At 39.7% G+C, this 23,551-nt stretch carries 21 protein-coding genes; 7 read left to right on the top strand and 14 right to left on the bottom strand.

What is annotated here, in order from left to right:
- Nucleotides 1–229: 229 nt before the first annotated feature.
- On the bottom strand, nucleotides 230–796 hold the full coding sequence (gmhB, locus tag CUB63_RS12115) for a D-glycero-beta-D-manno-heptose 1,7-bisphosphate 7-phosphatase (RefSeq protein ID WP_072064244.1): 567 nt from the start codon (nucleotides 794–796) through the stop codon (nucleotides 230–232).
- 188 nt (nucleotides 797–984) lie between these two features.
- Here gmhB and metN point away from each other — a divergent pair, with 188 nt between their 5' ends.
- From metN to proS, 6 genes are all read left to right on the top strand, one after another.
- A complete protein-coding gene (metN, locus tag CUB63_RS12110; protein ID WP_109848127.1) occupies nucleotides 985–2,016 on the top strand; it encodes a methionine ABC transporter ATP-binding protein MetN in 1,032 nt (343 codons plus the stop codon).
- Nucleotides 2,009–2,662, top strand: coding sequence for a methionine ABC transporter permease MetI (locus tag CUB63_RS12105; protein ID WP_109848126.1), 654 nt, complete (start codon nucleotides 2,009–2,011; stop codon nucleotides 2,660–2,662). Before metN ends, CUB63_RS12105 begins: the two co-directional genes overlap by 8 nt.
- A 66-nt stretch (nucleotides 2,663–2,728) precedes the next feature.
- Nucleotides 2,729–3,544 (top strand): MetQ/NlpA family lipoprotein, encoded by an 816-nt coding sequence (locus CUB63_RS12100; protein WP_006535867.1) that lies wholly within the window; start codon nucleotides 2,729–2,731, stop codon nucleotides 3,542–3,544.
- Nucleotides 3,545–3,674: 130 nt separating this feature from the next.
- Nucleotides 3,675–4,085: an Rcs stress response system protein RcsF gene (gene rcsF / locus CUB63_RS12095; protein ID WP_082147373.1), complete on the top strand. Its 411-nt coding sequence runs from the start codon at nucleotides 3,675–3,677 to the stop codon at nucleotides 4,083–4,085.
- Entirely contained in the window at nucleotides 4,082–4,789 is a 708-nt protein-coding gene (gene tsaA / locus CUB63_RS12090; RefSeq protein ID WP_109399926.1) for a tRNA (N6-threonylcarbamoyladenosine(37)-N6)-methyltransferase TrmO, read from the top strand. Before rcsF ends, tsaA begins: the two co-directional genes overlap by 4 nt.
- 207 nt (nucleotides 4,790–4,996) lie before the next feature.
- A complete protein-coding gene (gene proS, locus CUB63_RS12085) occupies nucleotides 4,997–6,712 on the top strand; it encodes a proline--tRNA ligase (RefSeq protein WP_109848125.1) in 1,716 nt (571 codons plus the stop codon).
- Nucleotides 6,713–6,790: 78 nt separating this feature from the next.
- Here proS and nlpE read toward each other — a convergent pair whose 3' ends face one another.
- Nucleotides 6,791–7,471 carry an envelope stress response activation lipoprotein NlpE gene (gene nlpE, locus CUB63_RS12080; protein WP_006535872.1) on the bottom strand — a complete coding sequence of 227 codons (681 nt, stop codon included), beginning with the start codon at nucleotides 7,469–7,471 and terminating at the stop codon, nucleotides 6,791–6,793.
- Between the two features lie 260 nt (nucleotides 7,472–7,731).
- Here nlpE and rof point away from each other — a divergent pair, with 260 nt between their 5' ends.
- Nucleotides 7,732–7,992 carry a Rho-binding antiterminator gene (gene rof, locus CUB63_RS12075; RefSeq protein ID WP_072064250.1) on the top strand — a complete coding sequence of 87 codons (261 nt, stop codon included), beginning with the start codon at nucleotides 7,732–7,734 and terminating at the stop codon, nucleotides 7,990–7,992.
- 33 nt (nucleotides 7,993–8,025) lie between these two features.
- Here rof and tilS read toward each other — a convergent pair whose 3' ends face one another.
- From tilS to rseP, 12 genes are all read right to left on the bottom strand, one after another.
- Nucleotides 8,026–9,357 carry a tRNA lysidine(34) synthetase TilS gene (gene tilS, locus CUB63_RS12070; protein ID WP_109848124.1) on the bottom strand — a complete coding sequence of 444 codons (1,332 nt, stop codon included), beginning with the start codon at nucleotides 9,355–9,357 and terminating at the stop codon, nucleotides 8,026–8,028.
- Between the two features lie 167 nt (nucleotides 9,358–9,524).
- Nucleotides 9,525–10,268: an SDR family NAD(P)-dependent oxidoreductase gene (locus tag CUB63_RS12065; RefSeq protein ID WP_006535877.1), complete on the bottom strand. Its 744-nt coding sequence runs from the start codon at nucleotides 10,266–10,268 to the stop codon at nucleotides 9,525–9,527.
- Between the two features lie 240 nt (nucleotides 10,269–10,508).
- The gene (accA, locus tag CUB63_RS12060) at nucleotides 10,509–11,468 is read right to left on the bottom strand and encodes an acetyl-CoA carboxylase carboxyl transferase subunit alpha (protein WP_072064253.1); all 960 of its coding nucleotides are present in this window, start codon (nucleotides 11,466–11,468) and stop codon (nucleotides 10,509–10,511) included.
- A 12-nt stretch (nucleotides 11,469–11,480) separates the two neighbouring features.
- Complete coding sequence (gene dnaE / locus CUB63_RS12055) at nucleotides 11,481–14,963, bottom strand: DNA polymerase III subunit alpha (RefSeq protein ID WP_109848123.1); 3,483 nt, start codon at nucleotides 14,961–14,963, stop codon at nucleotides 11,481–11,483.
- A gap of 21 nt (nucleotides 14,964–14,984) precedes the next feature.
- Nucleotides 14,985–15,575: a ribonuclease HII gene (gene rnhB / locus CUB63_RS12050; RefSeq protein WP_006535883.1), complete on the bottom strand. Its 591-nt coding sequence runs from the start codon at nucleotides 15,573–15,575 to the stop codon at nucleotides 14,985–14,987.
- A complete protein-coding gene (lpxB, locus tag CUB63_RS12045; protein ID WP_109848122.1) occupies nucleotides 15,575–16,747 on the bottom strand; it encodes a lipid-A-disaccharide synthase in 1,173 nt (390 codons plus the stop codon). Before lpxB ends, rnhB begins: the two co-directional genes overlap by 1 nt.
- A gap of 7 nt (nucleotides 16,748–16,754) precedes the next feature.
- Nucleotides 16,755–17,558, bottom strand: coding sequence for an acyl-ACP--UDP-N-acetylglucosamine O-acyltransferase (lpxA, locus tag CUB63_RS12040; protein ID WP_006535886.1), 804 nt, complete (start codon nucleotides 17,556–17,558; stop codon nucleotides 16,755–16,757).
- Nucleotides 17,559–17,561: 3 nt separating this feature from the next.
- Nucleotides 17,562–18,014, bottom strand: coding sequence for a 3-hydroxyacyl-ACP dehydratase FabZ (gene fabZ / locus CUB63_RS12035; RefSeq protein ID WP_006535887.1), 453 nt, complete (start codon nucleotides 18,012–18,014; stop codon nucleotides 17,562–17,564).
- A 124-nt stretch (nucleotides 18,015–18,138) separates the two neighbouring features.
- Nucleotides 18,139–19,167, bottom strand: a complete 1,029-nt coding sequence (gene lpxD / locus CUB63_RS12030) for a UDP-3-O-(3-hydroxymyristoyl)glucosamine N-acyltransferase (protein WP_006535888.1) — start codon at nucleotides 19,165–19,167, stop codon at nucleotides 18,139–18,141.
- A 3-nt stretch (nucleotides 19,168–19,170) separates the two neighbouring features.
- Nucleotides 19,171–19,668, bottom strand: a complete 498-nt coding sequence (locus CUB63_RS12025) for an OmpH family outer membrane protein (RefSeq protein WP_036934019.1) — start codon at nucleotides 19,666–19,668, stop codon at nucleotides 19,171–19,173.
- 92 nt (nucleotides 19,669–19,760) lie between these two features.
- A complete protein-coding gene (gene bamA / locus CUB63_RS12020; protein WP_109848121.1) occupies nucleotides 19,761–22,154 on the bottom strand; it encodes an outer membrane protein assembly factor BamA in 2,394 nt (797 codons plus the stop codon).
- Between the two features lie 39 nt (nucleotides 22,155–22,193).
- Nucleotides 22,194–23,546, bottom strand: a complete 1,353-nt coding sequence (rseP, locus tag CUB63_RS12015; protein ID WP_109848120.1) for a sigma E protease regulator RseP — start codon at nucleotides 23,544–23,546, stop codon at nucleotides 22,194–22,196.
- Nucleotides 23,547–23,551 lie beyond the last annotated feature (5 nt).

The following is a 23,551-nucleotide window of genomic DNA, read 5'->3' as shown; positions in this document are numbered from 1 at the left end:
GCTGCCGTTTCCGGTCTTCTGCGTTGTTGCGAGGAGGTGCATTCTACATCTTCCTCATTCAGTGTCAAGCGTTTATTTTCAAGGCTTTTCACTTTATTTTTTGTTCTCTCAGTCAGTTCGCTTAGCGCCCTGTGCCGTGACAACGAGGACGCATTATAGGGAGTTTTCTGAGGCTGGCAATAGTTTTTTTAAAAAAAATGTTTGTTTGTTGGTAAATTAAACGAAGTGCCTATTTTTTGTGGCTTTTTAGCCATTTTGGCAAGTCTGCAAGGCTATCGAGAACAAAATCTGCACACTGTTGTGCCTCTTCAGTTATCTCTTTTCCTGTACGAACAAGAATTTTATGCCCCACTCCTGCAGCTTTTGCCGCCAACATATCTTCTTTTTTATCGCCAACCATATAAGAAGAAGCCATATCTATATTTAATTGTGCTTTCGCATCCATAAACATACCTGAAGCGGGTTTGCGACAATCACATTCTTTCTTATATTCTTCTACAGTGGCGTCAGGATGATGGGGACAATAATAGATACCATCTAAATCAACCCCCCTATCAGCCAAAGACCAATCCATCCATTCAGTTAAATGTAAAAATTGATCTTCACTATAGTAGCCACGACCAATGCCCGATTGATTAGTCACGAGTACCAAGGCATATCCCATCGCTTTTAATTCAGCCATTGCCTCAATAACGCCATCGATAAACTCAAAGTTATCAATTTCAGACACATAACCATGGTCTATATTAATAGTTCCATCGCGATCTAAAAAAATCGCAGAAATCCCCTTGCTCACAACATTACTCCATTTAGACATTTTTATTAGTATCGCATGTTTTTTCTTATATAGAGAATGATATCCATAGCTTTCTTTATTACTCGTCAACTCTTTTTTATTGACTTGGACGTCTAGACGCCTTAACATCTATTTTAACTCGGGCAGAATAGTCTTTATGTCCCATATCTACTTATATAAAGAAAAACATGATTAAACTGACGAATATAAACAAAGTGTTTAAGCAGGGAGAGCGTTCAATACAAGCGCTATCAAACATTAACCTGCATGTACCACAAGGGCAGATTTTTGGTGTTATCGGATCGTCAGGAGCGGGTAAAAGTACATTAATACGTTGTGTGAACATGTTAGAAAAACCAACTTCAGGTGAAGTGCTTGTTGATGGTCGTGATCTCACTAAGTTATCTGATAAAGAATTAACAAAAGCACGTCGTGGCATTGGTATGATTTTCCAACATTTCAACTTACTGTCTTCTCGTACAGTATTTGATAATGTGGCTCTACCATTAGAACTTGATAATACACCACGTACTGAAATTAATAAGCGTGTTAATGATTTACTTGAATTAGTCGGTTTGTCAGATAAGAAAGAGTATTATCCAGCAAATTTATCTGGTGGGCAAAAGCAACGTGTTGCAATTGCACGCGCATTAGCAAATTCACCAAACGTTTTATTGTGTGATGAAGCAACTAGCGCCCTTGATCCAGCAACAACACGTTCTATTTTAGAATTACTAAAAGATATTAACCGTCGTTTAGGCCTCACCATTTTATTAATCACTCATGAAATGGACGTTGTAAAACGTATTTGTGATCAGGTTGCAGTCATAAGTGGTGGTGAATTAGTTGAAAGTGATGCAGTGAGTGCCGTTTTCTCTCATCCCAAGACACCTGTTTCTCAGGCTTTTATCCAATCAACACTGCAATTGGATATTCCTGAAGATTACAAAGAACGTATGAAACCAGAGTGGGAGGAAGGGTTATTCCCATTATTAAAACTTGAATTTAACGGTCAATCAGTTGATGCGCCATTAATGTCCATTGTTGCTCGTCGTTTTGACGCAGATATTAATATTTTAAGTTCACAAATGGACTATGCTGGCGGTGTTAAGTTTGGTGTGATGTTAGCTGAGCTACATGGTAAGAATGGTAATACTGAAAAGTCGATTGCGTTTTTAGAAGAGCATCATGTGAAAGTAGAGGTTCTCGGTTATGTCTGAAGGAATGATTTATTTATTAATTAGTGGGATCTGGGAAACCTTAGTCATGACCTTCGTTTCAGGCTTCTTTGGTTTTATCATCGGGCTACCACTTGGTGTTTTACTTTATGTCACTCGTCCTGAACAAATTATGGCAAATCCACCTGCCTATCGTGTGATCTCAGCACTTGTGAATATTTTTAGGGCTATCCCTTTTATTATCTTACTTGTATGGATGATCCCTTTTACTCGCTTGGTTGTAGGAACATCTATTGGCTTGCAAGCGGCTATCGTGCCATTAACTGTCGCTGCTGCACCTTTTATTGCTCGCATGGTCGAAAATACGCTATTGGAAATCCCACAAGGATTAATTGAAGCATCTCGTTCTATGGGTGCAACACCAATGCAAATCATTAAGAAAGTTTTATTACCAGAATCTTTACCAGGCTTGATTAATGCTGCAACTATTACACTAATTACATTAGTGGGTTACTCAGCAATGGGGGGAGCTGTTGGTGCAGGTGGTTTAGGTCAAATTGGCTATCAATATGGTTATGTTGGCTATAATGCAATGGTAATGAATATTGTCATTGTTCTACTCGTTATTCTTGTTTTTATCATTCAGTTTTTCGGCGATCGCTTAGTAAAGCTGACAACACATAAATAATTAGATTGAAGGTTTTAATTATTAAATCGAAACCTTTTAATTAACGGATCAAATAAGGGTAAATGTATGTCATTGAAATTTAAATCGCTCGCAGTCGTAAGTGCTTTAATTGGCGCATTAGCATTAGCTGGTTGTGGTGAAAAAGAAAAAGATCCAAACCATATTCGTGTTGGTGTTATTTCTGGCTCTGAGCAACAAGTTGCAGAAGTAGCAAAACAAGTTGCTAAAGATAAATATGGTCTTGATGTAGAACTCGTTACTTTCAATGACTTCGTCATGCCTAATGAATCATTAAGTCGTGGTGATATCGACATTAATGCGTTCCAACATAAACCTTATTTAGACCAACAAATTAAAGATCGCAATTACAAAATAACAGCTGTAGGAAATACATTTATTTATCCTATCGCGGGTTATTCTAAAAAGATTACTGATTTAGCCGATTTACCTGATGAAGCACAAGTGGCTATTCCTAATGATCCAACAAACTTAGGTCGCTCACTGCTGTTATTAGAAAAAGTTGGGTTAATTAAATTAAAAGATGGCGTAGGTCTATTACCTACTAAGCTTGATATTATTGAAAACCCTAAAAAATTACAATTAGTTGAATTAGAAGCACCGCAATTACCTCGCTCATTAGATGATCAAAAAATCTACTTAGCAGTAATTAACACTACTTATGCAAGCCAAGTCAATTTAACACCAGCTAAAGACGGTATTTTCGTTGAAGATAAAGACTCTCCATATGTAAATATCATTGTTGCACGCGAAGATAATAAAGACAGTGAGAATGTGAAGAAATTTATTCAAGCTTATCAAACAGATGAAGTGGATAGTGCTGCAAATAAAATCTTTAACGGCGGTGCAGTAAAAGGCTGGTAATACGTCAATATTTAACTTAATTATAAAAAAGGCGGACATTTGTTCGCCTTTCTCTTTTTTACTTGGCTAATTTGCATTAAATTATAGCCGTTTAATTTTTGTATAGACAATAATAAAGAGGATATTACCCATGCACATGCGCTTGCTACTTCTTGGCATCATGGCGCTGTTTATGACAGGTTGTTCAATGCAGAATTCATCTGATGTTGATCAGTCTAAATTTACGGATATGCGTTTAAATAAACCTGGGCAACCACAAAAACCTAAATCACAAACTTTACCTTCAGTGCGTATCGTTGAAAAAACAGAAGATCTTTTAGGCGCTCCATTTAAAGATCTCGGTATTGTCGCCGGTGAGTCTTGTCGCCAAACATTACAAGATCCACCAGCAAGTTTGCCTATTGCTAAAAAAAGAATGGCAACAAAAGCAGCCTACAAAAATGCAAATGCCGTTTTGTTACATGAATGCCAAATTGTCACAGGCTTAGGTTGCTACCAATCTGCTATTTGTGAAGGCACTGCACTACTTATTACTAAATGAACACCTACCAAATGAATCCTATAGGGTATATTTCGAGCCCTTATAAAGAAAAATTTGCCGTTCCACGCCAACCTGGATTAATCCAGGATGGCGGCGGGCAACTTATTCTACATACACCTTATAATCACCCTGATACAGTTAGAGGTTTAGAGCAATTTAGCCACCTTTGGTTGATCTTTGTTTTTCATCAAACAGCACAACATGGTTGGCATCCACTCGTTCGCCCCCCTAGATTAGGCGGTAACGCCAAAGTTGGTGTATTTGCAACTCGCTCAACCTTTCGTCCCAACCCAATTGGTATGTCATTGGTTGAATTGAAAAAAGTAAATACCGAGAATCAATCTGTTATTTTAGAACTAGGTAGCCTCGATTTAGTTGATGGCACGCCTATTCTTGATATTAAGCCTTATTTACCCTTTGCAGAATCTCGCCCAAATGCAATTGCAGGATTTGCACAAGAAGCACCAGATAATGAAATGCCTGTTTTCTTTTCGCAGGTTGCATTAGAACAACTGCAACATTATGCGAACGAATATCCTCATCTTTCTCGTTTTATTACTCAAGTATTACAACAAGATCCTCGCCCTGCTTATAAAAAAAATGAGCAAAGTGATAGGATCTATGCGGTACACTTACTCGAATTTAATATTCGCTGGCAAGTGAATGAACAACAGACACTTGTTCTTAGTATAGAACCGCGATAACTTGCTATTATCTTCATTGATATTGCTATCATGAATAATCTAATCTGAGAGTCATTCGCATGTCTTTAGACAAATCAGATTGAAAAAAATGCTTTGCCCCTTTTGGCAGACCTAAGTCACTGGTAGACTAAAGTCCTTTTCTAATTATATTGATGTAGACTGGCGTGACAGTCAGCCTAAGTATTTTTGTTCTAATGGAACCTAATAATGCGTACTAGCCACTATTTGCTCTCTACTTTAAAAGAGACACCTGCTGATGCAGAAATTGTCAGCCACCAACTTATGCTTCGCGCAGGCATGATCCGTAAACTCGCATCTGGTCTTTATGATTGGATGCCGACAGGGGTTCGTGTTCTAAGAAAAATTGAAAAAATTGTTCGTGAAGAGATGGACAACGCTGGATCACTTGAGATTTCAATGCCCGTTGTTCAACCCGCTGACTTATGGCTAGAAAGTGGTCGCTGGGAACAGTATGGCCCTGAATTACTGCGTTTTTCAGACAGAGGCGAGCGCCCATTTGTTTTAGGCCCGACTCATGAAGAAGTCGTTACAGATATTGTTCGTAATGAAATTACCTCTTACAAACAACTTCCACTGAACTTATATCAAATTCAAACTAAATTCCGTGATGAAGTACGCCCTCGTTTTGGTGTTATGCGTTCTCGTGAATTTATCATGAAAGATGCTTACTCATTCCATATCTCTCAAGAGTCTTTACAAGAGACTTACGACAGAATGTACGAGGCTTACAGCAAAATTTTCTCACGTATTGGTTTAGATTTCCGTCCAGTACTTGCAGATACTGGCTCGATCGGTGGCAATGCCTCTCATGAATTCCAAGTTTTAGCAGACAGCGGTGAAGATGATATTGTCTTCTCGACTGGCTCTGACTATGCAGCCAATATCGAATTAGCAGAAGCAGTCATGCCTGCGACACCACGAACAGCTGCAACTGAAGAATTACGTTTAGTGGATACACCCAACGCTAAAACAATTGCTGAATTAGTCGAACAGTTCAATCTACCAATTGAAAAAACAGTTAAGACACTGATTGTTCATGGTACAAAAGAAAGTGGTCACCCATTAGTTGCATTATTAGTCCGTGGCGATCACGAGCTTAATGAAGTTAAAGCAGAAAAATGCGCTATCGTTGCATCACCTTTAACTTTCGCTACTGAAGCCGAAATACGCCAAGCTGTAAACGCAGGCCCTGGTTCACTAGGCCCTGTTAATCTACCACTACCCGTTATTATGGATCGTTCTGTCTCTGTAATGAGTGATTTCAGCGCAGGTGCAAACGTTGATGGTAAACATTATTTTGGTATCAATTGGGAGCGCGACCTGCCTGTTGCTGAAATTGCTGACATCCGTAACGTTGTTGAAGGTGATCAAAGCCCAGACGGCAAAGGAACGTTGCTAATCAAACGTGGTATTGAAGTTGGTCATATCTTCCAACTTGGCACAAAATACTCAGAAGCATTAAAAGCAACCGTACAAAACGAAGAAGGCCATAATCAAATCGTTACTATGGGTTGTTATGGTATTGGTATAACTCGTATCGTTGCTGCAGCTATTGAACAAAATCATGATGCACGCGGTATTATTTGGCCAGATGCGATTGCACCATTCCAAGTTGCTATTTTACCAATGAATATGCATCGTTCTTATCGTGTTAAAGAAGTTGCTGACAGACTTTATGACGAATTACGCGCTCAAGGTATTGATGTTCTATTTGATGATCGTAAAGAACGTCCAGGTGTCATGTTTGCTGATATGGAGCTTATCGGTATTCCACACACGATCGTAATTGGTGATCGTAACTTAGACAACAACCAAATCGAATATAAAGCACGTCGTAGTGATGATAAATCACTCGTCAATGTTGACGATGTCGTTGCTTTTATCAAAGAGCAACTCGCTTAATTATCAAGCCCTTTATTGAATAGCTTGATTAATAAAAAAAACCCGCTGATGCGGGTTTTTGTTTAGAAAAATAAAAATTTAACTTCTGCCGCTGCTGTGATTTCCACAAGAGCCATGGCGATTAAACCGAGGCTTCTCGTCTGTAACCACTAGTGCTCGATCAAATTGGCCATCTTCCATCGAAGGTCGAATACTGTAATAACCATTAACTTCGAGGTAAACAGGTGTTCCACCCTCAACACCGGTTGAGAAATAACCTTTTTCCAATTCAATGCCACTGGCTGCGTAAACGCGCCCTGATTGACAATCTTTAAACGTACCTGCATCGGCAAAATAGGTATATTCACCTGCAAGCTGTTTAGGCTGAACTTTAGCTAAGGTATAATTTAGCTCTGAATTAATAACGTTGCCATCAATATCAAGCATAACTAATTTATCTTCGCGAGGTAAATAATAGCTTTTCTCACCATAGCTATTAGTCAACGTCAGCTTATCTTTACCTAATACCCATGTTCCCGATTCAAAGAAACTACGTTTCTCATCAGGTAAACCTTGATAGCTTTGCTCCATAACATAAGAGCCATCTTGATTAACAAGAATTGTTGTGTCGATACCAGAGCAATCGGCACAAGGCAGAATACTGTTGTAAGTTTGGTCTACAATTTTTCCATCAAGTGACAAGCCAATATTATTTTGACAACCTGACAGTACAAATAACCCAGCAGCAACGGCTGCAAATAAAAATTTTTTCCCCATCATCAACTCCCTACATTCTGGGTACTTTTTAATAAATCATTTTCAATATAATTCTAACATTTTTTAAGATAAAAAGGGGCAATAAAACAAGCTTTAAGATAAATCACCCATAATGTTAATTATTTCTCAAATCGCTTCGAATAAAGCACTATTTCAGAAAATTATTATAATAACTATTGTGCTCACATCGAATAACAGCATAATGATTTTATTCTGAATTATTCACTGGCGGCAACACCGCCACGAAAGAGTGGTGAGGGAATATGTCAACAAATACAGAATATCAACCAATTAACTGTGATGATTATGAGTATCTGGAGTTAGCATGCCAGCGTGGTTTAGCACTCCATATTGAATTACATGATGGTGAGCTTATTGAAGGCATTGCTGATGATCTTTTCTTAAGCAAAAAAGTTGAATACCTAAAAGTCAAAACATCTGAAGGCTCTAAAGATTTACGACTGGATGTTATTGCCAGTTTTTCTAATCCCGAACTTGGGACAATCATTATCAAATCGGAATAACCGAATAAAGAACAACCGCCAACAGGCGGTTGTTCATTCATAAGCCTTTCGCCACTCAATAGTAATAGCGTGTTCTGATGTTGCTTTCCCCTCAAAAGTAACAAATGTGTCAATAGCTGCAATTAACGTATCATTATAATAAATTAATGGAATTCGTGTTCTACGCCAAGGCGCAACATCAAGCTCTTGCCAAATCTTTTTACTATGTCGAGCGTGCTCTCGCCCCACAATACGCAAAGATGCTTGTGTCAAACCAAAACGAACGGTGACTTTTTCATCCTTTGAAGGCGCTCTGACGGTATTTTTTCCTGTTGCAGTTGTTAGTGATAAAACCCCTAATCCACTAGGTAAAGACAGTGATTGAGTAAGTGGCCATTCAATAATTTTATTAATAGGCTCATCGATTATTGGTACAAGATAAAGGCGTTGTTTATAACGTCTGACTTCATCTTGATAAAATTGTAACTTAGGCTCTGCATCAGCTTTGGCTAAAGCAACTTCTTGCCATAATCGTAAAATTTGTTGTCTAGAAGGCATGGCTTTATTATGTTGAGCGAACCAACGCCTTAATAACGCATTACGTTTTATCACACTACAAAGAGCAAGTTGCTTGATGTCTAAACTGTGCTCGCTATCCATTAAAGCGTTAAGTTCTGGCTCCAACAGCTCATCCAATAGGGCTTCTTGCTCACCACACAGTGCCGCACTACGAGTCACCGATTGCGAAAAATGGGGCCATCGTTGCGTTAATAATGGCATAACTCGTAAACGTAAAAAATTACGATCATAGCTGTCGTCTTGATTACTATCGTCCTCTATCCAATCTAGCTCTTGTTCAGTAGCATAAAATTCAATTTGCTCACGTGTTATATTTAGTAATGGTCGAAGTAAATAACTATTCTCAAACATCATTTTGGCAGGCATTGAGGAAAGTCCAGCAGGACCACTGCCTCGCTTTAAAGCTAATAAAAAAGTTTCAGCTTGATCATCTTGGTGCTGAGCAGTCACTAACACTTGCTGTGGCTGTAAATATCGGCGAAATGCTTGATAACGCGCCTCTCTTGCACCATTTTCAAGACCGCCTTCTTTAGGATCTACATTCACTTTTTCACTGATAAAATTAACACGCCATTGCTGACAACATTGTTTACAATGGGCAAGCCAATCATCTGCTTTGATATTTAATCCATGATGAATATAGATAGCCGTTAATTCTAAAGGTAATTGAAATTCATCACGTAAACGTACAAGCCCTTGTAATAAAACTGTAGAATCTACTCCGCCACTAAAACCCACCAAGATTTTAGTGAAAGGATCAATTTGTTGTTTGATTTCTTTAAGGAGCAAACCGTATTCCTGTTTCATTGTATCGTCATTTATCAGTGAATTCAGATGATTATGTTAAGCTTTTCTAACCGATTTTGCACGAACACAACGTAGCCCTGAAAAATAAATGTAAGATTTAAGACGTTGCATTTTTAATGCAGAAAATAAGGCAGAATAAACACCATTCTGCCTTAAATAAACATGATTTACGCAGTAAAACCACCATCGACTAAATAAGAGGCTCCAGTGACAAACGAAGCTGCGTCACTAGCCAAAAAGGCCACAACATTAGCCACTTCTTCTGGCGTACCAAGGCGACCAATAGGGTGTAGTGTCGCTAACTTTTGCTTATCGAACTCACGTTCATCTAATAAAGGTGTTTCAATATACCCTGGGCAAACCGCATTAACGCGAATACCTTTGTTTGCATAATCAATGGCAAGTGTTTGTGTCAGTAATTTAACCCCACCTTTTGACGCACAATAGGCAGGAAATTCGTGTTGACCAACAAAGGAGCAAATCGAACTGCAATTAACAATTGCACCTGACAAGTCGTTTTTTAGCCAATATTGAATTGCTGCACGATTAATCAGAAAGAGTCCATTAAGATTAACATCTAATACCTCTTTCCATTTTTCATACTCTAATTTATCTGCGATGTTATCAGTTAAAATACCTGCATTAGCAAAGATAAAATCCAGCCGCCCATATTTATTTACCACATAATCAATAAGCTGTTCGTTATCTTTTTCACTTCTCACATCCATTTGTATAAATTCACCCGAAAACCCTTTTTCTTTTAGGTATTTTTCTGCTTTTTGCCCTCGAGCTAAATTACTGCCAGTAATAACAACTGATGCACCTAAGGATAAAAACTTTTCTGCAGAAGCTAAGCCAATCCCGCTACTACCGCCTGTAATAATTCCTACTTTTCCACTAAACGATATCATCGCGTTTTCCTTATTAAAGAATTAAATGACCTTATAAAATAATAGCTATTGCTTATTATTCTTTTAGTGGAAATTAGAATTAATATTGTTTTTGAGATGGACTTAACATACTGATATATAATATGTTATTGTTAATATCACTTGGTTTAATTATCTCAATAGGGATAGTTTTCAGAAAATCAAAAAAAACCCCATGTGATTAACATGAGGTTCATCAGAATTGATTCGGATATAATTAGATCAGCAATAGCCGTATTCCATTAAACGTTGGTAACGACGATTTGTTAGTTCTTCTGATTCAAACGCATCTAATTCTACTAAATCAGATTGAATTTGCGCTTTTAATGAAGCGGCAATTTCATCATAGTGGCGATGCGCACCACCTAAAGGCTCTGGAATAACCGTATCAATTAGCTTAAGCTCTTTTAAACGGTTTGCAGTGATACCCATCGCTTCAGCGGCTAATGGTGCTTTATCTGCGCTTTTCCAAAGAATGGACGCACAACCTTCTGGTGAAATAACAGAATAAGTGCTGTATTGCAGCATATTCACTTTATCACCAACACCAATCGCTAATGCTCCGCCAGAACCGCCTTCACCAATAACCGTACAGATAATTGGTACATTAAAGCGTGACATTTCACGTAAATTACGTGCAATTGCTTCTGATTGACCACGTTCTTCAGCACCAACACCAGGATAAGCACCCGGAGTATCAATAAAGGTGATGATAGGAAGATTGAAACGTTGCGCCATTTCCATTAAACGCAGTGCTTTGCGATAACCTTCAGGTGCAGGCATACCAAAATTACGGCGGATCTTTTCTTTTGTTTCACGCCCTTTTTGATGTCCAATAACCATCACTGGACGACCATCTAAACGCGCAATACCACCAACAATCGCTTTATCATCAGCATAAGCACGATCACCCGCTAATTCTTGGAAATCAGTAAAAATACGATGAATATAATCCAGTGTATAAGGTCTTAATGGATGACGCGCAAGTTGTGCCACTTGCCATGCACCAAGATCTGAAAAAATCTTACGTGTTAACTCTAGGCTTTTTTCTCTTAAACGTGAGACTTCTTCATCGATATTGATATCGATTTTTTCATCATGTTGGCTAACTGCAGTGAGCGAATCAATTTTCGCTTCTAACTCGGCAATTGGCTGTTCAAAATCCAGAAAATTAAGACTCATAACATTCCTATTTTAGTCAAATTCTAATTCTACCTGCTCATTACCCAGCAGAGTTCGCAGATCCGTTAAAAGCATATCCGTTGGCGTAACACGCCAAGTCGCACCAAATCGTAAACGTGCACAGGCATCATGCTTTTCAAAATAAAGGTGAACCGGTATCGTGCCTGAACGATGAGGTTCTAAAACATCGCGAAGACGATTTAATAATTGCTCATTAATTTGCCTGTCCGATAACGAGATAGCAAGTCCTCGTGCATATTTTTCACGGGCTTCGTTGATATCCATAAGTTCGCGGACTGTCATTTTAAGCCCACCATTAAAATCATCAAAGCTGACCTGCCCAGTAGCAATTAAAATCTTGTCTTGTTCTAATAAATGTTGGTATTTATCCAATGCATCAGAAAATAACATAATTTCTAAGCGGCCTGAACGATCATCTAAGGTACAAACACCGATCCGATTTCCACGTTTCGTTGTGAATACTTTAGAAGCAAGTACTAAACCTGCTACCTTCACCATTTGACCACGAGGTGTTGGTACTAAATCTTTTAGACGCGTTCCTGCCGCATATCGTTCAATTTCTTTTAAATAACGCGTGATCGGATGACCTGTTAAATATAAACCTAAAGTCTCTCGCTCACCTTCTAAAACAACTTGGTCTGGCCATTTAGGTATATTGGCATAAGAGCGCTCAACTTGTTCCGGTGCTTCAGCTAACACACCGAACATGTCAGATTGCCCTATTGCTTCAGCTTTGGCATGTTGGTCTGCGGCTTTTAATGCATCTTCTAATGAAGACATCAAAGCAGCCCGATGGGGCCCCAGCTTATCGAATGCGCCTGACATTATCAGTTTTTCCATCACTCGGCGATTCAATTTTTTCGTTTCTGTTCTAGCACAGAGATCAAAAATATCTTTAAAGTGACCGCCTTGTTGACGCGCTTCTACAATTGCTTCAATTGGACCTTCACCCACACCTTTTATGGCACCAATACCATAAACGATTTCACCTTCATCATTTACATGAAAATGATAAAGTCCACTATTAATATCAGGAGGTAGAACTTTTAATCCCATTCTCCAACATTCGTCCACTAACCCCACGACTTTTTCGGTGTTATCCATATCTGCGGTCATTACTGCAGCCATAAATTCAGCAGGATAGTGGGCTTTTAACCATAATGTTTGATAGGAAACCAAGGCATAAGCTGCTGAGTGCGATTTGTTAAATCCATAACCGGCAAATTTCTCCACCAAGTCAAAGATTTTCATAGCTAATTCACCATCTACACCATTTTTGATAGCACCTTCTTCAAAAACAGAGCGTTGCTTTGCCATCTCCTCAGGCTTTTTCTTACCCATAGCCCGTCGCAACATATCCGCACCGCCTAGCGTATATCCCGCAAGAACCTGTGCAATTTGCATAACTTGTTCTTGATATAAGATAACGCCATAAGTAGGCTCTAAAACGGGCTGTAGACTTTCATGTTGCCACTTAACATCAGGGTATGAAATTTCTTCAACACCGTGTTTACGGTCAATAAAGTTATCAACCATACCTGATTGCAATGGCCCTGGGCGGAATAGGGCAACAAGTGCGATCATATCTTCAAAACAGTCTGGACGTAGTCGCTTGATAAGATCTTTCATGCCACGAGATTCTAACTGGAATACCGCGGTTGTCTCTGAGCGCTGCAACATGTCAAAACTGCGCTGATCTGTCAATGATATTGCTGAGATATCAACAGGTTCGAGAGACTTTTTAGCTCGTCGGGCATTAATCATCTCTAATGCCCAATTAATAATGGTGAGTGTTCTTAAACCTAAGAAGTCGAATTTAACCAGACCCGCGTATTCAACATCATTCTTATCAAATTGTGTAACAGGGTTATTTCCCTCGGCATCACAGTAAAGTGGTGCAAAATCGGTAATTTTCGTTGGTGATATAACAACACCACCCGCGTGTTTACCTGCATTACGTGTCACCCCTTCTAATTTACGAGCCATATCAATAAGAGATTTGACCTCTTCATCGGCTTCATAAATTTCAGGTAATTGAGGTTCTGCTGCAAACGCTTTTTCTAACGTCATTCCCGGATCAGGAGGAACCAGTTTTGAAATTCTATCAACAAAACCGTAAGGATGCCCTAAAACACGGCCAACATCGCGAATAACTGCTTTTGCCGCCATCGTACCAAATGTAATAATCTGAGATACGGCATCACGACCATACATTTCAGCAACGTGATCAATAACTCTATCGCGTTTCTCCATACAGAAATCGACGTCAAAGTCAGGCATCGAAACACGTTCAGGGTTAAGAAAACGTTCGAAAAGCAAGTCAAATTCAAGAGGATCAAGATCTGTTATTTTCAGCGAATAAGCCACGAGTGAACCCGCACCTGAACCGCGCCCAGGACCAACAGGAACACCGTTATCTTTAGACCACTGAATAAACTCCATCACGATAAGGAAGTAACCAGGGAATCCCATCTGGTTAATTACTTTCAGCTCGATATCAAGACGTTCATCATATTCAGGGCGTCTTTTTTTCCGCTCTTCGGGATCTGGAAATAAAAAGGCTAGACGCTCTTCTAAACCTTCTTGTGATTTTTTAACAAGGAAATCTTCGGTACTCATATTCCCTGTTGGAAATTGAGGAAGGAAGTATTCCCCTAAGCGGATCGTGACATTACAGCGTTTAGCAATTTCAACACTGTTTTCTAGTGCTTCAGGTATATCAGCAAATAATTCACACATTTCTTCTTCTGTGCGCATATATTGCTGAGGACTATAATTCTTAGGACGTTTGGGATCAGATAACGTAAAACCATCATGAATTGCGACACGAATTTCATGTGCGTCAAAGTCATCACTATCGAGAAAACAGACATCATTGGTTGCAACGACAGGCAGGCCTTTTTCAGAAGCCAGCGCAACAGCTTCATGAAGATAAGTTTCCTCATCAGTACGACCTGTACGAATAAGTTCTAGATAATAACTATCGGGAAAATGAGTTTGATAATACTCAAGACACTGATCAACTAAAGCTCGATTCCCTCGAAGTAGAAACTTCCCAACATCCCCCATTCTGCCACCAGAAAGCAACAAGAGACCTTCTTTATAGGTTGTTAGCCACTCTTGTTTAATCGTCGGTCCGGCAGCTCCATAACCGTGTTTGTAAGCTTCTGAAATCAGTAAAGTAAGATTTTGGTACCCTACATTATTGCGTGCAAGAATAGTGAGATGAGCATATTCATCACCTAATAATTCTGTTTCAAGGTAAACATCAGCACCAATGATAGGTTTAATGCCCGCACCATGTGCAGCACCATAAAATTTCACTAATCCACATAAGTTAGTGAAATCAGTAATCGCAAAAGCGGGCATTCCCAGCGAAGCCACTTTCTTCACAAGAGGCCCTGTTTTTGCCAATCCATCGATCATTGAATAATCGCTGTGTACCCTAAGATGGATAAAACGAGGATCTGCCATAGTATTTAATTACTCTGTGGATTACTTTAAATTTAAAGCACGTTTTACAGGCGCAAAACTTTTTCGATGATAGGGTGTTGCCCCTAATAAGGCTAGTTTTTCCATATGGAAAACAGTTGGATACCCTTTATGTTTAGCAAAACCATAATCAGGATAAAGCTTATCTAACTCTTCCATTTCTCTATCACGAGTCACTTTAGCAAGTATAGAAGCTGCACTAATTTCTTGAACTAAACTATCACCTTTGATAACCGCTTGAGAGGCCATTGGTAATTTAGGACAACGGTTACCATCAATTAAAACCATATCAGGCGTTATTGATAATCCTGCAACAGCACGTTCCATCGCTTTCATGGTTGCCCAAAGAATATTTAATTCATCAATTTCTTCAGGCTCTGCACGACCTATCGCCCAACATAATGCTTTTTCTTTTATTTCGTCATAAAGGGCATTACGCTTTTTTTCTGTTAGCTTTTTGGAGTCTGTTAATCCTTCAATTGGATTTGCTGGATCAAGGATAACAGCAGCCGTAACTACGGCTCCCACTAATGGGCCTCGACCAACTTCATCAACTCCAGCAATAAGATTTGCTTTTGGATATACAAATTCCATTATTTCTCTGCCAATTCTAATACTGCATTTGCTGCTTGTTCATCCGCATTACAACGAATGGCGCTATGTAGCTGTAAAAATATCTCTTTTAATTGATGTACTTTTTCTTCATCAGTTAAAAGAGGTAAAAGTTGTTGCGCTAACGCTGAAGGTTCGCACTCTTCTTGCAATAATTCTTTGATAATTTCTCGGCCAGCTAACAAATTAGGTAAAGAAACATAAGGCGTTTTAACTAACCGTTTTGCTAACCAGAAAGTAAATGGTTTCATGCGATAGCCAACGACCATCGGACATTTGGTTAGCATACATTCTAATGCAGCCGTCCCTGATGCTAACAAAGTCGCATCGCTCGCTGTCATTGCTTCTCTTGCTCGCCCATCAAGAAGTTGTATCTCAAGCTCAGGTGCCACATTTTGATGTATTTGTTCAAATTGGGCTCGTCGCTTAGCATTAACTAATGGCACAACAATATGAAGAGAGGGGATCTGCTGTTTTAGTAACTGTGCTGTTTTTATAAAATCAGCACTCAGCATCTCAACTTCAGCATGACGACTACCGGGAAGAAGTGCTAAACAAGGTGTTTCTTCAGATATTCCTAGATGTTCACGAGCCGCTTTTTTATCTGGATTTAAGGCTATGGCATCAGCCATTGTATGGCCTATAAAACGACAAGGAACCTGATACTTATCATAAAACGCTTTTTCAAAAGGAAGAAAAGCAAGCACTAAGTCTGTCGCTTTACCAATTTTGAAAACACGTTTTTGACGCCAAGCCCACACAGATGGACTGACATAGTGAATAGTTTTGATCCCTTTTTGCTTTAAACGGCCTTCAAGCGTGATATTAAAATCAGGCGCGTCGATCCCCACGAAAACATCTGGCTTTAATTCTGAAAATCGTTGGGTGAGATCTTTTCTGATCTTTAATAAGCGAGGTAATCGCTCAAGAACTTCAACGATCCCCATGACGGCAAGCTCTTCCATCTCATACCAAGCTTCACAACCTTCAGCTTGCATAAGAGGCCCTGCAACACCGACGAAGTGAACATTGGGATGCATTTTTTTTAGAGCGCGGATTAATCCCGCGCCCAAGATATCACCGGACGTTTCACCAGCAACTAAGCCGATAACTAACGGACACTGAGTAGTAGATAATTGGCCTGACAAGGTCATATCCTAATTAGCGAATGATACCACGGTTAGATTTTGCTGAGTTTTCCAGAAAATCACTGAACAGTTTGACATGCGGATTATTATTATCAGCAACCAATTGTCCAATTTCTTCGCGCGCTTCTTCCAGTGTTTTACCATTACGGTAAAGTACTTTGTAAGCATTACGAATTGCATGAAGATCTTCTTTAGCAAAACCTCTGCGCTTTAACCCTTCAATATTCAGTCCATAAGGGGTCGCGTGGTTTCCTTGTGCAATAACAAAAGGAGGAACATCTTGTGCCACGCCTGAACATCCACCGACCATCACATGAGAGCCAATTTGGCAAAACTGATGCACTGCACTCATGCCACCGATAATCACAAAATCACCTAAAGTGACGTGACCACCCAGAGTACCGTTATTTGCAATAATACAACGATCGCCAATGATACAATCATGTGCGACGTGGGTATTAATCATCAGTAAGTTGTCGTTACCTATTTTTGTGATATTGCCACCTTGGGTTGTTCCACGGTGGATAGTCACACTTTCACGAATAAGGTTTCGATCACCAATAATGACTTGCGTTGGTTCACCATGATATTTCAGATCCTGATTAACTTCACCGATAGAAGCGAATTGGTAAATCTGATTTTCTCGACCAATACGTGTATGCCCATTGATAACAACGTGAGATTTGATATCAGTACCTTCTCCAATCTCAACGTTTGCACCAATAACGCAAAAAGGGCCAATGCGAACATTAGCACCGATTACCGCACCCTCTTCAATAATTGAGGAAGGGTGAATGACTGCGGATTTATCTATCATAGGCTAGACCTCACGGCGGCGAGCACACATCATTTCAGCTTCGCAAGCAATTTCCCCATCAACTTTAGCGACGCCTTTAAAGCGAGCAACACCACGACGTTCTTTAATGAATTCTACTTCTAGGATCATTTGATCCCCAGGTAAGACAGGACGTTTAAAGCGAGCACCGTCAATAGCAGCAAAATAGTAGAGTTCACCAGGTTCCAGCTTTCCTACGCTTTTGAATGCTAAAATACCCGTTGCCTGAGCCATGGCTTCGAGGATCAATACGCCTGGGAAAATAGGTTTTCCTGGAAAGTGTCCTTGAAAGAAAGGCTCATTAAAAGATACATTTTTTACTGCTCTTAGAAATTTCTTTTCTTCAAAATCAAGGACACGATCAACCAATAAGAATGGGTAACGGTGTGGAAGTAAATCTAAAATTTCTTCGATTTGCAGAGTATGATTCTCACTCATTGCAATACTCTTCCTGTCTAATAAAACTGAGTCTAATTAATAATGACACGACCTGCTGTGACTCAAAAGGTGAGTTAATCCGCAGGTCGCAAAATGGGTAACATTTCGTCAATGACGTATATTGTTACTTGTCGCTACTTTCTATTTGGCGTTCAAGCGACTTGAGCCTTTTTTGCATTTCATCAATTCGCAACACAAGTGCTGCAGTTTTACGCCATGCTTTATTCGATTGTAGCGGAATTCCTGAAGAATAAACTCCCGGCTCAGTGATAGGACGCATTACCATACCCATACCTGTTACCGTGACTTTATCACAGATTTCCATGTGACCATTGATAACACTTGCTCCACCAATCATACAATAGCGGCCTATTTTCAGGCTACCCGCCATGATGACACCACCAGCAACAGCGGTATTATCACCAATAATGACGTTATGTGCGATTTGGCACTGGTTATCAATGATAACACCATTACCGATAACTGTGTTATCTAATGCGCCTCGGTCAATTGTCGTACATGCACCAATTTCAACGCGATCACCAATAACAACAGAACCTAATTGTGGAATTTTGATCCAATTACCACGTTCATTAGCATAGCCAAAACCATCTGAACCAATCACAGTACCAGATTGAACCAAACAATCTTTACCAATGATAACTTCATGATAAATAGATACATTTGCCCATAAACGGCTATTCTCGCCAATATGTGCTTTTTTACCTACAAAACAACCGGCACCAATCACAACATTATCACCCAGGATAACATCTGATTCGATAACGGCATTTGCACCCACTGATACATTTTTTCCTAACTTAGCATCAGGAGAAATAACAGCACTTGGGTGAATATCCTGTGCTGGCTTCGGTGTTGTATCCATAATCTGTGCCATTTGAGCATAGGCAAGATACGGGTTTTTCACCACAAGTGCAGCAACGGGACAAAATGGAAGATCAGCTTCTGTTAATACAACAGCCGCTGCCTGACATTCACTTAATTTCTCACGATAGCGGCTATCGGAAAGAAATGTAATTTGTTCGCTATTTGCTAGGCTCATTGAAGCAAGACCGGCGATAGTGATATCACCATCGCCGTGTAACTGTGCATTCAACTGCTGAGCAAGATCAGCTAATCGAATTGAAAACATCTATTATTTAACCTGTTTTTGAACCTGAGCAGTAATATCTTTACCATCTGCGAAATAAGGTACAGTGTTAGCATCAAGGATCACATCATAGCCTTCTTTCTTCGCTACTGCATCAACAGCGTCTAATACACGTTTCATGATTTTGTTACGTTCTTCAGCTTGACGGCGGCTAAAGTCTTGCTCAAAAGCTTGTGCTTTTTGTGCATATGCTTCACGTTTAGCAACCAGATCTTTCTCTGTATTTGCACGTTGTGTTGCATTCATAGTTGGTGCATCTTTTTGATATTTTTCAACAGCGGTCTGTAATGCTTTACCTAAGTTCTGCAATTCAGTGTCACGTGATTTGAATTCATTTTCCAATTGTTTCTCTACCGCATCACGGTTAGGAATTTGTTGGAGAACTTGACCGATGTTCACTACACCTACTTTATCTGCGGCTTGAACACCTGCTGACATGGTCAATGCCATTCCTAGGGCAGCGGCACATAACAATTTTTTCACGATTAAACTCCTTAAAACCAAAAATAATTTTTTGTCAGAAATCGGATGCCTTTTTCAGCATTGTGAATCAGGCATCAACTTTACTTACATCGCTACCACGTTCTACCAATATTAAACTGGAATTGCTCTGATTTATCGCCTTCGTAATCTTTTATTGGTTTAGCATAAGAGAATACTAACGGACCTAAAGGAGATAACCATTGTAATGCAACACCGGTCGAAACACGTATATTACTTGCTTTACCAAAATCAGGCATACCTGCGGTCCAATTAGAGTTCGTGCTATTCCAATTGGTATCCCATACTGTACCCGCATCAACAAACATAGAAGTTCTAACTGATGAGGAATATTTATCATCTACAAATGGCGTTGGTGTGATCAGCTCAAAGCTTGCCACGGCCATAGCGTTACCACCAACCGCATCACTTGATAAATATGGTTTTCCTTCATGCCCTTTTTCATTTAAATAAACGGCTTTAGGGCCGATATTATTTGAACGGAAACCACGAACGGTACCAGAACCACCGGCATAGAAGTTTTCATAGAATGGTAATTCTTTACCACCTAAACCATCACCGTAGCCTAAACGGCCTTTAAACAGAGTTACCCAAGATTCTTTTTCATTGATTGGGTAATACGCCATACCGTCCCAAGTCACTTTGTAGTACTTGTTGTCAGAACCAGGTACCGTCACACGTCCACTTAAGTTACTTCTCACACCCGAAGTTGGGAAGAAACCTTTGTTTAAGTTATTAAATGTCCACCCGAGACTGACAGTATAGTCATCCGCGTTAAACGATTCACGTTTATCAAGTGCTGGACTTTCTCCCATACTTTCAAGATAACGCCACATCGCAACTTGAGGATCCATACGTGACAGACCATTGTGAGTATAGCCTAAACCTAGACGGGCTGAGTTATATTCATTAATTGGGAAGCCTAATGTACCATCTACACCATAAGATTTATTGGTATAACCTGATAAATCAGCATCATTAGCGCGGAAGTCGTTATAGAAAATTCGACCACCCAAACTCACACCATTGACAGTAAAGTATGGGTCTGTAACAGACAATTCAGCGTAAGTTGAGTAGTCATTTTTACTCGCATTAATCGCAACTGCATTACCTGTACCTAACCAGTTATCTTGGGTAACACCCACTTGGAAACTCACACCACTTTCAGTACCGAAACCGACACCAAAGTTAAGCGAACCAGTGTTACGTTCTTTTACACGATAAACAATATCAACTTGATCAGGCGAACCTGGAATACGTTGCGTTTCTGTTTCAACCGATTCGAAATAACCTAAACGATTTAAACGTTCTTTACCTTGTTCAACTAAATCACTACCTAACCATGCACCTTCCATTTGACGCATTTCACGGCGTAAAACAGAGTCTTTCGTGATATCGTTACCTGCGAAACGTACTTGGCGAACATAGAAACGGTTTCCAGCATCTACGTTTACATGTAGTTTCACGGTTTTGTTTTCATCATTAATTTCAGGGCTTGTCATAACACGAGGATAAGCATATCCATAACGACCTAACAGATTTTTAATATCATTTTCTGTTTTAGTCACTTGCGCGCCATTATAAAGAGAGCCCGGTGCAATTTCGATAAGCTCTTCAATTTGTTTAGTGTAGCCTGCCGTATTACCATTGACTTCAGTATTTTCTACTGTGTATTTATCACCTTCTTTCAGGTTAATGGTAATGTAAATCCCTTTTTTGTCTGGCGTTAAGCTGACATTAGTTGATTCAATATCAAAACGAGCATAACCACGATCGAGATAAAAACTTCTTAATGTTTCTAAGTCACCCGCCAGTTTTTGTTTCTGATATTTTTCATCAGCCGCTAAGTTCCACCAAGGCACATCGTCACGTAATTGGAAACGGTTAACGAGCTCAGCGGTAGAAAACGCTTTATTACCAACAATGTTGATTTGCTGAATAGTTGCTGATACACCTTCTGCAAACACGAGTTTTAAGTCAACACGGTTACGAGGGAGAGGTGTAACAACCACTTTTACCGTTGCATTATATTTACCAACACTATAATAGAAATCTTCAAGTCCTTTCTCGATATTTGCAAGCATTGTACGGTCAAGTGTTTCACCAATACGAATGTTAGAAGCATCAAGGTTCTGTTTTAGCATCTCTTCCTTGATTGCTTTGTTACCAGAGAAAGTAATGCTGGCAATAGTTGGACGCTCTTTTACTTGAACAATCAGAGTATTTCCGTCACGCAGGACACGAACATCATCAAAGTTTCCTGTCGCAAATAATGAACGGATAGTTCGGCTGATATCATCATTACCGACCGAGTCTCCAACCCGAACCGGCATGTTCAGTAATGCTGCACCAACGGCGACGCGTTGAAGACCTTCAAATTGAATGTCCTGAACTACGAATCCGTCTGAACCGTATGCAGTGGCGCTGCCCAGCAGCAGCGACGCTATAAGCAACTTTTTCATCGCCATCGTTGTTTTGTGTTTTCCTAACCGGTCTCTGCTTACCAATTATAAGCGAGAGAAATCATTGAAAAGTGCAAGTCCCATTAAAAGCATCAGTACCATAATACCAATACGATAACAGAAATCTTGTACACGCTCAGATACCGGCCCTCCCTTTATCTTCTCGATAACCAGGAAAAGCAGGTGCCCGCCATCTAAGACAGGCAGGGGAAACAAGTTAATGATCCCCAAATTGACACTAATAAGCGCCATAAACATCAAATAATAAATAAAACCAGAGTCAGCAGACATTCCCGCGCCTTTCGCGATGGAAACAGGCCCACTAAGGTTAGTTAATTTGACGTCACCTACGACTAACTTGCCAATCATTTTGACAGTTAAACCCATCAACTGCCATGTTTTATCAGATGCTTCATAAAGCGCTGAAAATGGGTTGTATTGCTGCATTATCAAATATTGCTCATCAGGAGGTAATACTTGCAATTGCGCACCAACTTGCCCTACTTCAGTGCCATCTTTCAGTGCAACAGCTGTCGGTGTAATATTCAACATCAACGACGAGCCGTTACGTTCAACAAGAAGCGCCAAAACTTTATTGGGACTTTGTCGAACAAAATAAGTAAATGGATGCCATGCATCAATTGGCTGACCATCAACTTTAACGATACGATCCCCCGCCTGTAAACCCGCTTTTTCAGCAGCAGAACCTTTCGTAACGTCAATAATCTTTGAGTCTAATCGTGCGCCAACAGGCATTATCCCTAGAGACAAGATAGGATCTTGTTTTTCAGGATCAAAATTCCATTGTTGTAAATTCAGTATATTCTCACTCTCAGAAAGAGAATTTGGATCTGAAACAATGAACGAAACCTCTTTGGCACCAATTTTACTAACTAATGCTAAACGAACTGCATTCTGATCAGGCGTTTCGATACCTGCAACAGATTTTAGTTCCATTCCGGGCGTTAATTTTGCTTGTTCTGCGATAGAATTCGGACGAATGTCTGCAATTATAGGTTTTAATGCAGGCACACCTATCATAAAAACAATCCAATAGGCGACTATCGCTAACAAAAAGTTAGCAATAGGTCCTGCGGCAACAACCGCAGCACGTTGACCAACTGTTTTATTATTAAATGCAAGATGACGGCGCTCAGGTGCAACCTCAGCGACTCTTTCATCTAACATCTTTACATAGCCACCCAAGGGTATCCATGCGATAACAAATTCAGTGCCATGTTTATCTATTTTGCGCCAAATTGCTTTTCCAAAACCAATAGAAAAACGCTCGACATAAATACCACAGCGCCTAGCTACCCAAAAATGCCCAAACTCATGTACCGTAATTAAAATACCTAAAACGATAATAAACGCGGCAAGATTCCACAGGATACCCATTACTT

Source organism: Proteus penneri (assembly GCF_003144535.1).
GTDB lineage: Bacteria > Pseudomonadota > Gammaproteobacteria > Enterobacterales > Enterobacteriaceae > Proteus > Proteus penneri.
This window is presented reverse-complemented; position numbering and strand designations above follow the sequence as displayed.

What these genes read in the sequence shown, in the direction of transcription:
- rof (WP_072064250.1), top strand. Translation starts at nt 7,732, where the DNA reads ATGTCAACAAATACAGAATATCAACCAATTAACTGTGATGATTATGAG.
- CUB63_RS12105 (WP_109848126.1), top strand. Translation starts at nt 2,009, where the DNA reads ATGTCTGAAGGAATGATTTATTTATTAATTAGTGGGATCTGGGAAACC.
- nlpE (WP_006535872.1), bottom strand. Translation starts at nt 7,471, where the DNA reads ATGATGGGGAAAAAATTTTTATTTGCAGCCGTTGCTGCTGGGTTATTT.
- fabZ (WP_006535887.1), bottom strand. Translation starts at nt 18,014, where the DNA reads ATGAGTGAGAATCATACTCTGCAAATCGAAGAAATTTTAGATTTACTT.
- bamA (WP_109848121.1), bottom strand. Translation starts at nt 22,154, where the DNA reads ATGGCGATGAAAAAGTTGCTTATAGCGTCGCTGCTGCTGGGCAGCGCC.
- lpxD (WP_006535888.1), bottom strand. Translation starts at nt 19,167, where the DNA reads ATGTTTTCAATTCGATTAGCTGATCTTGCTCAGCAGTTGAATGCACAG.
- tsaA (WP_109399926.1), top strand. Translation starts at nt 4,082, where the DNA reads ATGAACACCTACCAAATGAATCCTATAGGGTATATTTCGAGCCCTTAT.
- proS (WP_109848125.1), top strand. Translation starts at nt 4,997, where the DNA reads ATGCGTACTAGCCACTATTTGCTCTCTACTTTAAAAGAGACACCTGCT.
- CUB63_RS12100 (WP_006535867.1), top strand. Translation starts at nt 2,729, where the DNA reads ATGTCATTGAAATTTAAATCGCTCGCAGTCGTAAGTGCTTTAATTGGC.
- accA (WP_072064253.1), bottom strand. Translation starts at nt 11,468, where the DNA reads ATGAGTCTTAATTTTCTGGATTTTGAACAGCCAATTGCCGAGTTAGAA.
- lpxA (WP_006535886.1), bottom strand. Translation starts at nt 17,558, where the DNA reads ATGATAGATAAATCCGCAGTCATTCACCCTTCCTCAATTATTGAAGAG.
- rseP (WP_109848120.1), bottom strand. Translation starts at nt 23,546, where the DNA reads ATGGGTATCCTGTGGAATCTTGCCGCGTTTATTATCGTTTTAGGTATT.
- rcsF (WP_082147373.1), top strand. Translation starts at nt 3,675, where the DNA reads ATGCACATGCGCTTGCTACTTCTTGGCATCATGGCGCTGTTTATGACA.
- tilS (WP_109848124.1), bottom strand. Translation starts at nt 9,357, where the DNA reads ATGAAACAGGAATACGGTTTGCTCCTTAAAGAAATCAAACAACAAATT.
- metN (WP_109848127.1), top strand. Translation starts at nt 985, where the DNA reads ATGATTAAACTGACGAATATAAACAAAGTGTTTAAGCAGGGAGAGCGT.
- lpxB (WP_109848122.1), bottom strand. Translation starts at nt 16,747, where the DNA reads ATGACCTTGTCAGGCCAATTATCTACTACTCAGTGTCCGTTAGTTATC.
- rnhB (WP_006535883.1), bottom strand. Translation starts at nt 15,575, where the DNA reads ATGGAATTTGTATATCCAAAAGCAAATCTTATTGCTGGAGTTGATGAA.
- dnaE (WP_109848123.1), bottom strand. Translation starts at nt 14,963, where the DNA reads ATGGCAGATCCTCGTTTTATCCATCTTAGGGTACACAGCGATTATTCA.
- CUB63_RS12065 (WP_006535877.1), bottom strand. Translation starts at nt 10,268, where the DNA reads ATGATATCGTTTAGTGGAAAAGTAGGAATTATTACAGGCGGTAGTAGC.